The 14,418-nt window shown below is 57.2% G+C and carries 7 protein-coding genes; 2 read left to right on the plus strand and 5 right to left on the minus strand.

The window, feature by feature from the left end:
* The first annotated feature begins 91 nt into the window (after positions 1-91).
* Together N2K95_RS10480 and wecB are read left to right on the plus strand one after the other, a co-directional pair.
* Positions 92-370, plus strand: a complete 279-nt coding sequence (locus tag N2K95_RS10480) for a hypothetical protein (RefSeq protein WP_260651512.1) — start codon at positions 92-94, stop codon at positions 368-370.
* Between the two features lie 89 nt (positions 371-459).
* The gene (wecB, locus tag N2K95_RS10485; RefSeq protein WP_260651513.1) at positions 460-1,593 is read left to right on the plus strand and encodes a non-hydrolyzing UDP-N-acetylglucosamine 2-epimerase; all 1,134 of its coding nucleotides are present in this window, start codon (positions 460-462) and stop codon (positions 1,591-1,593) included.
* A gap of 340 nt (positions 1,594-1,933) precedes the next feature.
* Here wecB and N2K95_RS10490 read toward each other — a convergent pair whose 3' ends face one another.
* From N2K95_RS10490 to N2K95_RS10510, 5 genes are all read right to left on the minus strand, one after another.
* The gene (locus tag N2K95_RS10490; protein ID WP_260651514.1) at positions 1,934-3,505 is read right to left on the minus strand and encodes a glycosyltransferase; all 1,572 of its coding nucleotides are present in this window, start codon (positions 3,503-3,505) and stop codon (positions 1,934-1,936) included.
* 313 nt (positions 3,506-3,818) lie between these two features.
* Positions 3,819-7,565 carry a CDP-glycerol glycerophosphotransferase family protein gene (locus tag N2K95_RS10495; RefSeq protein ID WP_260651515.1) on the minus strand — a complete coding sequence of 1,249 codons (3,747 nt, stop codon included), beginning with the start codon at positions 7,563-7,565 and terminating at the stop codon, positions 3,819-3,821.
* A 64-nt stretch (positions 7,566-7,629) separates the two neighbouring features.
* Positions 7,630-8,346, minus strand: a complete 717-nt coding sequence (locus N2K95_RS10500) for a phosphocholine cytidylyltransferase family protein (RefSeq protein ID WP_260651516.1) — start codon at positions 8,344-8,346, stop codon at positions 7,630-7,632.
* Between the two features lie 247 nt (positions 8,347-8,593).
* On the minus strand, positions 8,594-11,413 hold the full coding sequence (locus tag N2K95_RS10505; protein ID WP_260651517.1) for a CDP-glycerol glycerophosphotransferase family protein: 2,820 nt from the start codon (positions 11,411-11,413) through the stop codon (positions 8,594-8,596).
* A gap of 167 nt (positions 11,414-11,580) precedes the next feature.
* Entirely contained in the window at positions 11,581-14,310 is a 2,730-nt protein-coding gene (locus N2K95_RS10510) for a bifunctional glycosyltransferase/CDP-glycerol:glycerophosphate glycerophosphotransferase (protein ID WP_260651518.1), read from the minus strand.
* Positions 14,311-14,418 lie beyond the last annotated feature (108 nt).

The following is a 14,418-nucleotide window of genomic DNA, read 5'->3' on the forward strand; positions in this document are numbered from 1 at the left end:
CCTACCGCAGGGCACTGACAGAAGCGGATAACGATTTGCCGCCGGTTGGTGCTGCGGCTGGTAGGAACTCAAGATGTGGAATGGTTGGTCCATGCCCTCTTCGCATTATCCGGACATCGCCGCTGCCCGGCACCTGAAAACAGCGCCAGGTCCAACGTCGACTCCCGTGGCGACGGGCGATAGCCCTGCTTCGGGCAACCCGGTGAAACCTGCGCCCCGGGAGGACCCTGCGCGCCGCGGGAACCCGGTGCGGGCCACGGCCGAACGCAGCACGGAATACCGCCGGCAGCGGCTGATCGCCCTCTCCTTGGCAGTCCTTACGTTCCTGGCTGTCCCCACTCTGGTGATACTGCTGGTCCTGTTCGGCTAAGGACAATGCCGCTGGTTAACCGAGGAATTTGGCCTCTTGGCATAAGCTAAGGGGATTCACAAGCTTTAGGTCGTCACCGGGGGTTTCTTTTGCCAGTCATTATGCCTATTTACGGGACCCGTCCCGAGGCCATCAAAATGGCGCCGATTATCGCCGAGCTGAAGCAGACCCCCGGCCTGGAGTGCTTTGTTACGGTCACCGGCCAGCACCGTTCAATGCTGGATCAGGTGAATCAGCTGTTCGGCATCACCCCGGATCATGACCTGAATATCTTTGAACCCGGCCAGTCGCTCAATGACATCCTTGTCCGGACCATCAGCGGGCTGGACAAACTCTTCGCGGTGAACCGGCCGGACGCGGTGGTTGTCCAGGGCGACACCACCACCTCGACGGCAGCCGCCCTTGCTGCCTTCAACTGCGGAATCCCCGTGGTCCATGTCGAAGCCGGTCTGCGCAGCGGCAACCCGCTGTCACCATTCCCCGAAGAGGGCAACCGGAAGATCACGTCCCAGATCGCCAGCCTTCATCTGGCACCGACGGAAACCAGCCGTGCCAATCTCCTGGCGGAGAACGTCGACCCGGCAACCATTGTCGTTACCGGCAACACGGTGATCGATGCGTTGCTTGCGACCGTCCAGAAGCAGGTGCCGTTTGCGGATCCCCGGTTGGAGGCATTGGCTTCCTCCGGCCGCCGGGTTCTCCTCGTCACAACACACCGGCGGGAAAACCAGGGCGAGGCGATGAGCGGGATAGGCCGAGCCCTGGCCCGCATTGCCACTGCGGAACCTGACCTGACCATCGTGTTCCCTGCACATGCCAACCCGGCCGTCCGTGATGCGGTGCTGCCGGCATTGGAAGGTCTCCCGAACGTGCTAGTCACCGAACCGCTCGAATACGGCGAGTTCACCCGGCTGCTGTCGCTGGCCCACATTGTCTTGAGCGATTCCGGCGGCGTTCAGGAAGAGGCCCCGAGCCTCGGCACCCCGGTTCTGGTTCTGCGAGAGAACACGGAGCGGCCGGAGGCGGTGGAGGCAGGGGTGGTGAAGCTTATCGGCACTGATGAAAACCGGATATTTTTCGAAGTCAATCGACTTCTGCATGACCAGACGCACTTCAACTCGATGGCTGAAGCCATGAATCCTTATGGGGACGGAACCGCTTCATTGCAAAGCCTGACAGCAATGTACCGGCTATTTATAGCTGCGACGAAAGAGTCCCCGTAATACAACTCGCATTAGCTCCCCCGGCCCCGCCGACAGCATTCTTGCACTCCGTCTCGCCATGCCCAGTAGGTTGGCTCTGAGGATTGGCCACCTTACTAGCAGCTAGGTCCAACGGCAGGGGGGTCGCTTTTCCGGGAAAAACCTCGCTGGATAATAACCAAGAACAGCTCTTGCACCTCCAATTGGGGGGGTGAAGGACATCCGCAGGGCCGGGTTGTCAAAACGCCAACCCGGCCGTTCCCGAGGAGTTCCGCCACGCTGTCGGCGGTTGTCTCCATGGACATATTTTGTCGGTTTGACTCTGGGTTCCCGGCTTCCCTGTCCGACTCTCAGGGTTCGGCTAACCCGCGTGCACAGACTCAGTTATGTGGTCCTCTGAGGGGACGACTTCATCCCCCTGCGTAGCTCGCCCTTTCACAATTTTGTCTTCCAGAACCTGCATCCAATCGTCCAAGAACCGCGACTCCGACAAGGTGCTTAAAACTTCCATTGCAGATCGCGCCATCTGCTTCCGTCGGTCATCATTATTCAGGAGGTAGGTCATGGCATCGGCCAATTCACGTAGATTTCCGTGCTCTACAAGCAGTCCATCAACACCGTTTCGTATCAGGGCTCGGGGTCCATATTTCACGTCATAGGAAACAGGAACACATCCCGAGGCCATACTTTCCGCAAGAGAGAGACAGAAGCCCTCGTAGTCAGACGCGACAACAGAGACAGCTGCTTCCGAGAAGACCTGGTACGAGTCGTTAGTAAAGCCGACTACGCGAGCGGATTTTTCCAGTCCTAGCGACACTATCTCTGCACGAATTTTCTCTTCATCAGGCCCGCGACCGTAGAACTCCAGTTTTGCTTCCGGAACCGTCTTCAGGACAGCTGGGAACGCACGAACCACATCAAGTTGCCCTTTCATATCGTGGAATCGACCCAGGACGACGACCTTTTTTTCATCACGAGGTCCAACGCCAGTCGATTTCGGCATATGGTGAGGAATCACTTGTACCGACTCGAGATGCCCATACTGTTTCCAGATATCTATCCGTTGTTCCTCGGTGAGGACGATAACATCCGTATATTTGTGCATGTGGTCAAAAAAATCGCGCATGTCGGCACGAACTTCGCCATAGGTATACGGTGACGGAAAATGATTGTTGTGCACCGTGTAAATAACTCGCGCGTTATTTTCACGTTCAAGCGCCTCCAGCGCGGTGCGCCGCAGGCCGTATTCGGAGATGATGGTCGGCGAGGCATCGCCATTGAGGACATGGTGCTGCATCCAATGCCTGAAGAGATCGACCTTAGTCCGGAAGAATAAGCTCGTTCCTTCTACCTGATTCAGAACTATTCCCCGCAACTTTCCGGTGACCGAGTCCATTAGTTCTTCAAGGTAACAAAATCCGCCCCTATCGAGGTAACGGATGAGCTCAGGTTTGTTCTCTGAATTCATCAACTCAATCTTGCAGACGCGCCCTGCAACGTCATGCCATTCCCGCCGCACACGCTGGTTATTGTGCATATGGTCAATAAAGTGCACCTGTTCGCCGCGCATCCACACAAAATGCCTGTAGGTACCGTTCTCACGACCCCGCCATGCTTCGCTTCGCTTGTCGTCCTGAACGTACTCCCAGCCATCTCCACCGAGAGGGGACACGTAGAGGGTGGAGCTGCCGTACTGGGGCTGGCCGGCGAGGTCGTTGTACATGCTCCGAACGATCGTGAGATCGCTCAGACGTCCCAACGCACGCAGGCGGTTTGCGTGCCCGTCGTAGTCAGGAGTGAAGGTGTCAACAAGAATTTCTGTAGTGATCCCTTTCGTAGCAAAAGCCTGAGCCCGTCGGAGAACTGACACCGCCAAGCCTGTGGGCTGATCCGGCAATGCTCCGAACATTGCCACATAGACGTGATGCTCCATCGTTGCCCTGCTTTCTCCTAGTTAGGATTTTTGTCTGGATATGGCATGCCTGGCGACAACGGAGGATATGTAGCTATGCCCTCAAACAGGTCCAGACCTTTGTGTCCGCCGGAAATAACACTGCTACAGCGTTGATTCGTGGCGCTTGCTGTCGCAAGAGAGACTGCCCTGATAAAGCGACCACGATGATGACCTAGGAGAACCTATAGTTGCATCGCCGTTCTACCCGTCTACAGGGTGCAGCTTATGGAAAAGCTACCTTCATCACGGCTACTGACAAAACTATCCTCGCAGGCTTCCCCGACCACGGCGTCTACAGCGCTATTGCCGCAAACTTTTCTAGGGCATCCTTTTGGTACGCCTCATAATTAAACGGCTCGTGGGGTATGTCGCCTCGGAAGAAGCGATGGAAGCCGCGGGCAAGCCCATCTACCGAATTCTCCACGAGAAGCCCGTAGCCGCCCTCGAGGACGCTTCTGGGGCCAACAACGTCAGTAGAAATTACCGGGCGATCCAAAATTAATGCTTCTAGGACCACGAGCCCCTGGCCCTCGTAATCGGAAGAGAAAACGAAGCAATCAGCGTTCTTCAGGATTGCGAACGGGTTCGTTCGACGTCCAGCCAGTAAGACTTTTCGCTGTATGCCGAGAGTATCGATCAGTCGCTGAAGCGATTCGTGCAGCGGGCCGTCACCAAGAATCGCAAGCTTCGCTCGAGGCTGCTCCTGCACGACTTGCGCAAACGCCTGGATAAGCTTCGCGTGTCCCTTTTCGGGCGACAGCCGGCCCAGCGTAACGAACAGCGTGTCTCCGTCCTTGACCCACGAGGCTATATCTACGTCTAACGGTTCTTCTGCCATACGAAGCGTTTCGTCCGGATTGACCAAGTTATTGCAAAACGTGAATGCTTCCTTGTCTAGGCCAAATTTATCAGACAATCGGCCCGCGTTTTCTTCACCGACGCTCTCAGTAACCGATATCAGAGAGTCGAAGTTTTTAAACAGCCTGAAGTTTGCCTCGAGGTATTCAAAGCGGTTCTGCCACTCCTTGTACATATCGTTATGCAGATAGATCGACTTCTTAGCCTGATCTAGCGGCGCGTTACCGAAAAGCGCGGCCCAGAAACGAGCGTATCCCTCAAAACAGATCACCGAGTCGAACACTGAAGCACCGAATACGCGCCGGAACTCGCGCGCAAAGGCCCGGTTGATGATCTCCCACATTTCCGCAGAACTCACATTGTGTTGAGCGTTCATCTTGTCGATAACCCAACGCTCTTCGGGCGTAAGGACGTGGTTTCCTACGCGCGCCAACACCCTGACATGGGACGGGTTTTGCGCGAACTTCTCGAGCCGGGCAGGTTGTGATGCCAAGGCGTCTGGATCTACTACGACATACACATTATTTTCTTTTTGATCAATGTGAGAAACCAGGTTTAGGTAGCTGGTAGTAATGCCGTTTGGTAGGAAGGAGCCTTGGAACAGCAAGACGTTGCGTTTATCGTCCTGCTGGTTTGGAATCACGCACTCATCACTTTCGAAGAAAAAGAACTCCAAGACGCGCGATGAAGATCGTCCGTCTTCCAGGGGACAGAATTCAAGCTCTCTTTGAAGGTGCATCGCTGATTTATGAGCGGAATGAGGAGACATAACAGCGTCAGTTACTGACTTGATGACCGCGTCGAGGTCGTGACATACCGTCCCCGGCATCGACTTGAGATCGAAGTAAAGACCCCGTTCACTTTCATAAGTTTCGAGGTCATGGGTGTAGTAGACGATCGGACGACCTGTCGGAATGAAGTCAAAAAAGATACTGGAGTAGTCCGTGATCAATACATCCACAATGGCCAGTAGATCATTCGTATCGATCTCCGTCGGGACCGTGTGAAGATCCAGCAGGGCTCCCTTGGCCCTATCGCTCGTCATGGTGTGCCCCCTATAGAGGAAGTGCCATTCACCAGACCCAAGTGCCTCGACGTCATTTAGAAGCCGGTCACTATCCAAGCTCCTGTCTGCCAAGGAGCCTCGCCAGGTTGGAGCATACAGAACCACCCTGCGACCGGCGGGTACACCTAATCTGTCTCGCAAGGCCTGGCGACGCTCGGCTGTCGCATTGAGAGTAGCGTCTACACGTGGATAACCGGTCACAGCCAGTTGGCCGCTGAACAAGCCCGCTACATCGTACTTGTCGATCAGACAGTCGGCAGTGAAACGGTTGGGGGCGATAATATGCGTAGCATGCAGGAAATTACGTGCAGCGTTCTTGTGGTCCAAGACGCCACTCTTGATGTCGCGGCCAAGCGTCTTCAATGGGGTGCCGTGCCACGTGTTCAGATATGCCTGGCCTTCTCTACGTATGAAATACGGCGGAAAGGTATTGTCATTGATCAAGTATCGCGCGGTTGCAAGGTAGCGCAGATAAAGGTCGCTGTCTCTCGGAGCGAAAATAACGTCAGGACGACCAAACAGTTCCGCCGGGATATCCTTACCGCTATCGAGTACCCAGACGTGCTTATAGCTCTCAAAACGAGGATCGTCGCTGATATTTCGAAACAGCTGCAAAGGATTACCCGCAATCGCTGTCCCATGGCCGCTTTCGTACACGATCGTATGATCCTGAATGCTGAGAGTTTCCATGTATTCGGTGTAGAACATTCCCTGCTTCTGGGTTTTGTTCTTCATGTACTGAGCGGTGTCGACGGCATGAGGACGTTTGAACTGCCGAATTTCGGCAAAGGCAGCAGACGCTTCTTCATGGCGTCCCCCCAGCATGAATGTACGACCTAGCCTGAAGTACAGCTCAGCGTCATAACTTGAACTGCGCTCCGCCGCACTGGCATATGCAGCGGCGGCGACGGTAAAGCACCCCAGCGCTTCGGCCCTTAACCCAAAGTTCTTTAGACTTGGGGCTGATTGCGTAGTTTTAACGATCATGAGGTCACGTTCGAGTGCCTCTTCAAGGTAGGAATTTCCGAGACCCGCGGGCCCTATCGGGGGTTGGTCGTCCTCCCGAGAAAGGTAATAAGCTAGCGACGCCTCTTTATATTTCCCTTGCTGCCGAAGGACGTGACCGAGACGGTACTTCCAATAGCGGCTCCCTGGGAGCGTACTACCTAGGGAGCGAGTATAGTTTTCCTCTGCTTTCACCAGATCGCCCATGCGTTCATAGGAGAGCCCCAGACGCCAATACAGGGTTTCAGATGCTGGGTCGATTTTGAGGCCGGCACGAAAAGCGCTGGCCGCACCTTCCCAGTCGTATATCTTCTGGCGTGCAATCCCGAGTCGGTAATATAAGTCAGATGTATTCTTGCCTGAACGTATAGTCTTTTCATAACTAGATGCAGCTAAAGGCCACTGGCCCCGTGCTTGAAAGAAAGCGCCCACACCCCACTCGCGCGCGCCCAGACGTGTGTCCAGCGAAACGGCCATTTCATAGGCCCTCTCAGAGGAGTGCTCATCCCCTGTCAACTGCCAGGCCCAGCCCTCTTTGAAGTGATACTTGGCTTCCTCGGGGCGGATTCGTGCGCTCCTGGCATAAGCATCAGCAGCCTGGGCATACCTGCCCATCTTGAAATGTGCGTCGCCCAGACGTTCAGCCCACACAGGATCACCGCTGTGCGACGCTAGGCCTGCTTCCAAAACTTCCGTTATCTGCCACGTGGGGCCTTTGCCTTTCACAACCATATCGAGACGCGCCTTCACAATGTGCGCTTCGCAGGTCTCGATACGATGAAGCCAGGATTTCTGCGCTGGATCTATCTTCAGCGCGCGCTGGTAATGACGTATAGCTTCACTGAAATGCTTTTGTCGTTCGAGTACAAAACCAAGCCGGTAATGCCAAGCTGCATTATCCGGCTGAAGGGTTACTGCCCTTGCCATGAGCGGCTTCGCCTCATCCAGCCTGTTCAAGCGGAAATAGGCGTGCCCCAAACGGAACACAACCTTGGGGTTTTCGCTTTCGCCGCTGCGCAGGAGACGCTCATAGGCTGCAGCCGCTGCTTGCCAGTCATCCTTGTTTTCCAGATTCCGTGCATGCTTGTATATGGCCTGCCAACCTAACATTGTTCCCCCTATGGAGCTTGTCGTGTCTACCTGGCTCTTATGAACGCATATATCTGTTGCGTAGCTAAGCGATGACGGTTTGGGCGTCCATCATCTGTTGGTTTGCGCGTATTAGGTCCTCGGCGAAATCTATCTCTACAGCGTAAAATTGGCCGATATCCATTGGGATATATTTTGCCCCTCCCTCAGCAATTGCCAACTCAATTCCACGCTCGAAATAGTCTTGGTCGGCAACGCGCACAAGCTGCTCGGTCAAAAGGACCTTGTCACGCGAGGATACGTAGTTGATGCCGATTGCCTCACCAAGTGCCTGCTGGACCTGCTTGGATAACTGGTTGATGTAACCCTTTTCATCTACCGTATATTTGACCTCTTCGTCAGAGACCGAGGAAGTGTCCACTGCAATAAACGACCTATCCTCGTAGATTGCGTCTCGGAGGTACTCAAGCATCCCTGGATCGAACACCACATCACCATTCATCCAAAGGACACCCCCGTCGAAGGAGTTTTTCAGCGCCTTTAGGAGACTTTTAGATGTATTCGTCTGGTCGAAGGCTTCGTTGTAAACGAATGATGCCTCCGGCATGTGTTCCATGATCTGCTCGAGCTTGTAGCCCACCACGATGGTCAAACGAAGTTCATCTCCGAAGGCTGCACGCAGGTTCTCTACCTGTTGCCCCATGATCGTACGCCCATCGTCCAATTGGGTCAGTGATTTTGGGTGTGGCCGCGCGAGCCTAGTTCCCATTCCAGCGGCGAGAATAACAGCTTGTACAGTCATTTAATGTCCTGTCGATTAAAGGTGCGTCTTTAGGGAAATGCCCTACAAGTACTTGCAGCTTCCCTGCCGCACGCCGCCAAATCGTCAGATGTAACGCGTTCCCCGGCTACATGATACGCGGAATATGAAGAAATGGTGAGTTTCTGGCAGAAATATTGGGTGTCATCCCACTCTGCCGTTCTCCACCGAAAGCTGCTTACAGCAGTTGCGGCTGGTCCATGGGCACGTTTTAGCTCCCTGAGGATACTCAAGCTTCAGCTGGTTCTCTGTGCCCCTCCTGCCTCGCCCAAACAGCCTCAATTACCCGAGCCGCCGCACCGCCGTCGTCCTGTGGGGCATACCGGCGAACAAAATCTCGGTAGTGCCCGCGATACAGCTTTCCAGTGGTCTCACTATTCAGAATTGTCGTCACCAGCTCGTCCGTAGTCCGGACCAAGGGCCCTGGTGACTGTTCCTCAAAGTCGAAATAGAAACCTCGCTCGGAATCCCGGTACTGGGCAAGGTCAGGGGTGAGAAAATATATCGGCTTTCCTGTCACGCAGAAATCGAACATGGCAGATGAATAATCTGTGACCAGCAGGTCCGCAGCCAGATACAGGTCGTTTATATCCGGATGGGAAGTCACGTCTACATAGCAGTCCTGCCCGGTGGTCTTCCGCTGGCCAGCTATCTTGTGGTGCCCGCGGTAGTGCAATACATAATCTTGTCCCAGCCCTGCCGCGGCGGCCTCGAAATCCAAGTAGGGACTCGCTGCCGCTCTGCTGTTCCTCCACGTGGGCGCGTAGAGCAGCATCTTCTGGCCGTCCTCTATGCCCAGCCGGCGCCGGGTCTCGGCCCGGCGAACTGGAGCCGTATAGGCGGTCAGTGCATCGTTGCGAGGATATCCGAAGATGGCCGGCTCCGTCCGGTAACCAAAGGCTGCGCTCAAAGTGTCGGCAGCGAATTTGTTTTGCGCCAGCAGCATGTCCCAAGCCGCAGCCTCCCGTGTGATGAGTGCCCGGTAGGAGGCGGTTGTTCCGGCAACGGGTGTGTCTGCACCTATGCTTTTTAGCGGGGTCCCGTGCCAGGTCTGCAGGTAGACCTGCCCCGTCCGTTTCCGGAAGTAATGCGGAAAATTGTTGTTGTTGACCAAGTAGCCCGCAGTCGCGAGGAGCCGGAACCACAACATACTCTCCCTCAAGACGGGTGTGCAGCCCCGGGGCACCGGCACTGAGAAGTCAGCGACGGACCAGTAGCGCTGCAGACCAGTCGTGCGGCCACCGAGAAGGTCGCTGATCGCTCGACCGCTGTCGGAACAGAATTTGCCGTCGAAAGTCTCGAACAGGACAATTCCCGGATCGACTGGCGCCTCCGTTTGGGCGTAGGCCGTGATCGCGAGATTGCGGTGGAGAGCCGTCCATTCGACCGCGGTCCGCGGAGCGGAAACGCGAAGGACCAAATCCTGCTCGTTGCCCTCCCCCACCAATTCCAAGCTCAGCAACTCGTGTTCGAACTGTAGTGGTAGCTCCGCGAGTAACTGCCCCAGAGCGGGCACGCGGGCCGTGGGGACGCCTCCGGCCTTAGCGGCGGCAAGTACATGAAGTACCCGGTAATGTCCCTGCTCCCAAGCGGACTCTCCGTGCCCCCATTTATCTTGCAGCAGGGAAAAATTTGCCTGGAAGCTTCCATCCTCATCCAGCCAGCGGGTGGATGAGGGGCGGAGGTCATCGCGGGCAGTTCGCAGTACCAGGTCCGGAAGGTCCGGTCCCGGGGGGCCGGAGCATGCGCCGACGCGTCCCTCCAAAATGATCGTGGCAGCGTTTTCGAGCATCTGTGCATTAGTTAACGTCAGGCGTTCCGGGCGCCACGAAAGCTGCAGGTAACCGTAACCGGTGCACTCGGCGCGCAGCGCGGCGGTTGCCTCTGATACTGAGGTCAGGTCGGTCCCCGAGTTGCCCCATGCCACGAGTTCGGTCTTGCCGTTGGGTAGAAGCGCCCGCAGCGCCCAACGGTTCTCCCGTTCACCGCTGTGGAAGGCGCCGGCGACGGAGGCCGCATCAACAATAAAACCGGTGCCATTGGTCTCCTGCCCAAATTCGATTGGCAGCTGCCCAGGTGCGTCGAGGTAGAGCCTCACCGGCACGACGTCTTCTGACTGGCCGAAGCCGACCCGCACGGCATTCCCGTCAATCTCCACAGTAGAAGCAACGCACGTATACCGGACGGCTTTGAGCCGAAGCCCTTGCGCGGCATCCATCAAACCGATCACCCGTGACCGGGCGTCCACCGTTGCGCCCACCGGAAAGCGCCGTGGCACCAGATCCACGTCCCGAACCCGGATCAGGTCGGTCGCGGAAAATCCTCCAACTCGCAACGTCACCTGCAGCGTCCACTCCCTGACCCCGCCGGGCTGGTGCAGACCCATCAATGTGCGGGTATCCACCGATACGGCAAACGCCGCCCCTGCGTACGACCGCCAGCGATCCGCAGCCGCGACGTCGATGCGAGGATCCTGGTACCTGTGCACGGCGAGCGCGGATACAGCACATGATCCTTGCTGCCGGAGGCCTACCTCCAGGATGCTGTCTGCAGGATCGATGCCGGCGAGGTAGGCCCATGCCCCGATGTGGAGACTGCCATCCCCGACCCACTCGAAACGGGTTAGTCGGGCCATTACCCGCAAATCGACTGCAGCTAAGTTCAGCAGCCAGGGCTCAACGGCACTGGACAGCAGCGGCAAATAGGCAGGCACAGCCAGCCGTTGGCCCGCCGCCGAACTATCTGATGTGGGGGCGGTGAGGTAACTCCTGCCATTGTCCTGCAGATCCGCAAGAACCAACAGAACATCGCCGCGGCGCTGTGCGGCGGTGAGTGAGAGCAGAACCCGCTCGTGGACGCCCACGAATTGCAGGATCCCTTGCCCCATTGGACCGTCAAGCATTCCTGCAATGCACCGCTGTATAACCTCGAAGTACTCATGCCCGCTGTGCTGAATGTAGTCCATGTGGGGCATCAAGTCGGTCAGGCGCTGCGCATACCACTGCGGAGCAGAGGCTTCGGGAACGTCTTTGTGTACGAGGGAGGACATCCCGTCCCACCAGCTGCTCAGCACCTCAGGATTTGGATTCGGAGCCGGGATAGGCGTCAGTTCCGGCTCCGCCCAGATCGCCGAAGCCGACGTCTCCGGCTTCGCTGCCAAGGGTCCGCCCCGGACCAGCAGTCCCTTCACTCCCCGTTTGAGCCAACCTGGACTCTTCATTTGGAGTGGTCCGCCGTGTCGGGCACGCTGCCAAGGGCAAGCTGTCCATTCCACCGGCGCGTCAGGTCCTCGATGGCCGTCGTAATCCGGGCGCAGCTGTTCGAGTCCCAGACGTGGAAGGTCCGCTGGACGCGCTCTTTATATACCGCCGACTCCGCTGCATCTACCCGTATCAGCAGCGCGACGGCGTCATCCACGCTGTCCGCAACCGGACCCAAACCGTCCCGATCATAATCAAAGTAGCCCTTGCGGTACACATGTCCGCCGCCGAAAATGTCATCACTGTCCGGCTGCATGTACAGCACCCGCGCTCCGGCGTATGCACCGTCGAATGCTATGGAGGAATGGTCGGTGACCAGGGTGTGCGCCTCAACCAGCTTTTCCTGGACCGAAATGTCCGGGTACTTGGCGGACTGGACGTGGTCCGGGAGGTCCAGCAGTGGCACCATGACTTCGAGTTCAGGGTGCGGAAGGAAGAGGATTCGGTGCCCGCGGGACACACAGAATTCCCTGAGCTCGGCTGAGCGGAGCAACTGCAGCCACGCGCTCCCGAACTCGCTTTCCTCGAAGATCCGGACCCGGGCGGCGTCCGAGTCCGCTGCGGCGAGCTCCTTACCCAGGTACTGGCGCCAGGTAGGTGCGATCAGGATGGTCCGGCGTCCTTCCACCGGCGAGCGCCGGGCGGATTGAAGCAGCGTGTCGTGCCGGGCGAACCCGGTGGGTTTCACTTCATAGGGTGTGAGGTTGTAGCCGTTCCCGTCCCCGGCGATGGACTCGTACTCGGCTACCGAGGCAGTGACCATGAGAGCAATGTCCTTGGTATTCAGCCACAGGGACATGTCGTCCTTGATAACGCCGTGTTGCAAGAACACAAACCGCGCTGTTCCCGGGCCGAAGCGGCGTTTACTGACCGGGTACTCGACGTTGTGATTGGCGTGCGAAGAGATTTTGAACGCGGCATTGAGGTACAGCAGCACCGACTCATCGGATCCGTATTCAACGAGTTTGAAACCGTCCCGGATCAGGCGGTCCCAGTCCTGGCTCTGCCGATCCAGCAGGAACCAGGCGTTGACGTCCGGACGCTCACGCAGCAGGTAGCGGTACAGGTGCTCGGCGTTATCATCCGCCCGGCCGATCCGGTCCATCAGAATCCATGCGTCCTTGTAACGGGAGACGGCGGGTTCCTGGCCGGCACGGGCGATCAGTTGTTGATCGGCTTTCGCTTGCTGGGCAGCTCTTCGACGTTTGGTCACGCGCCTCGCTAACCGGGTGCTGCTGTCCCAGGCTTCCGCCGGTGCGCTTTTCCCCGTCAGTGATCGGTGCAGGGTGCGGTTCTGCCGAAGCGTATCGACTTTCCGGCTCAGCTGGGTGATCCGCTTGGCCAGCGATGCCGGGGCCATCGGAGCAACTGCCGGCTGCATCAATCTGAAGCCGGGCAGCTGCTCGGGAACTTGGCTTGGCTGAAGCGGCACGCCTCGGTCAGTGGTGATCACGGCGGGTGTGCCGTCCAGAACCATTTCCAGCTGGAGGCCTTCCGGCAGAATTAGGATCCGTTCCCTGATCAGGGTCCTGCCCAACACCTGATGGTCACGCACCTTGGCCGCCAGGGGGGCCACCGGCGCACCGTCTAGGAATATCTTTTCCTCGGGGTGCCGAGCCTGAAAGAGGTAAGAGTAGCGGACCGTACCCCGCTGTTCATCACGTGCTGTTTCCTGCACCACCGGAGGGACGCTCTCCAATCTCTTGTAATAGCTGCGCAGGATGTTGTGGAAGATCCACCCCTGGCTGACCACGCTAAAGGTGTCGATCACTTCCGTATCCAAAAGTGCCACAATCTCTTCGAGCAGGGCATGCATGGTTTCCTGATGCTCAGCAGTTGCACCCGCGGTATGGCTGTGCATCCGCTTGTCATCTATGTAGAACCACACCAAGTCATAAAGCACCATGTACTGCGCCCAGTGCGGAATCCTCCCGAGCCGTTCGTTAATGGCTTGGAGCATTCCGAGGTACCCGTACCTCGGAAGCTCGTTATAGGCCCGCGGATCGGCCCAGGCTCTCGCCACCAAGGACGCTCCCTGCCGGCGATTGCGCCGGTACAGGTAGCGGGCCGTGGCTACAATGCCGAGTACGGGTTCGTCCACCACCGCAAGGTAGCGGCCAATCAGGTTGGAGTCCTCGAACTTGGGCCGAATCCGTTCGTCAAAGGTCAGCTCATGTCTGGCCAAAACATCCCGACGTAGGAACGCGGTAGGGCCGTGCAGTTGGATGTACTCCGGGTTCTCCTCCAAGCTAACCAGGCTGTTGCCAAACCGAAACTTTTTGCCGAGGGGATGACTATGGTTCAGGTTGCTGGTGCCGTCCTGAAACTGGACCAGCCGGGTCGCCAGCAGTTGCGCGGCACCGTTCGTGTCGCACTCCAAGAAATTAGCCACATCCTGGAAGTAGGAGGGATGGAAAATGTCATCTGGATCGCAAAAAGTGACCCAACTATTTTCAGCCAACACCAGACCGACGTTTCGGGCTGCACCGGGCCCGGCATTTTCCTGCCGTACAAGGCGGAGGGCCGGGTGGTTCTGCCTCGCCCACCGGTCCACCAGCTCAGCCGAGTTATCGGTGGAGCCGTCGTCAACTACCACGATATTTAGGTTCTGGAGTGGATACGACTGGGTGCGTAGCGATTCCAGGAACGCCGGCACATATTCCGCTACGTTATAGAGCGCCACCACGAGTGAAAACTGGCCTCTAGACAAGTTATTCTCCAGTCAATTGGTTCAATCCAGTAAGTCGAGTTGGACCGTTGCGCTTTGAGCATCCGTGCAAGCAGTGTACCGACG

It is taken from the genome of Arthrobacter zhaoxinii, from assembly GCF_025244925.1.
GTDB lineage: Bacteria > Actinomycetota > Actinomycetes > Actinomycetales > Micrococcaceae > Arthrobacter_B > Arthrobacter_B zhaoxinii.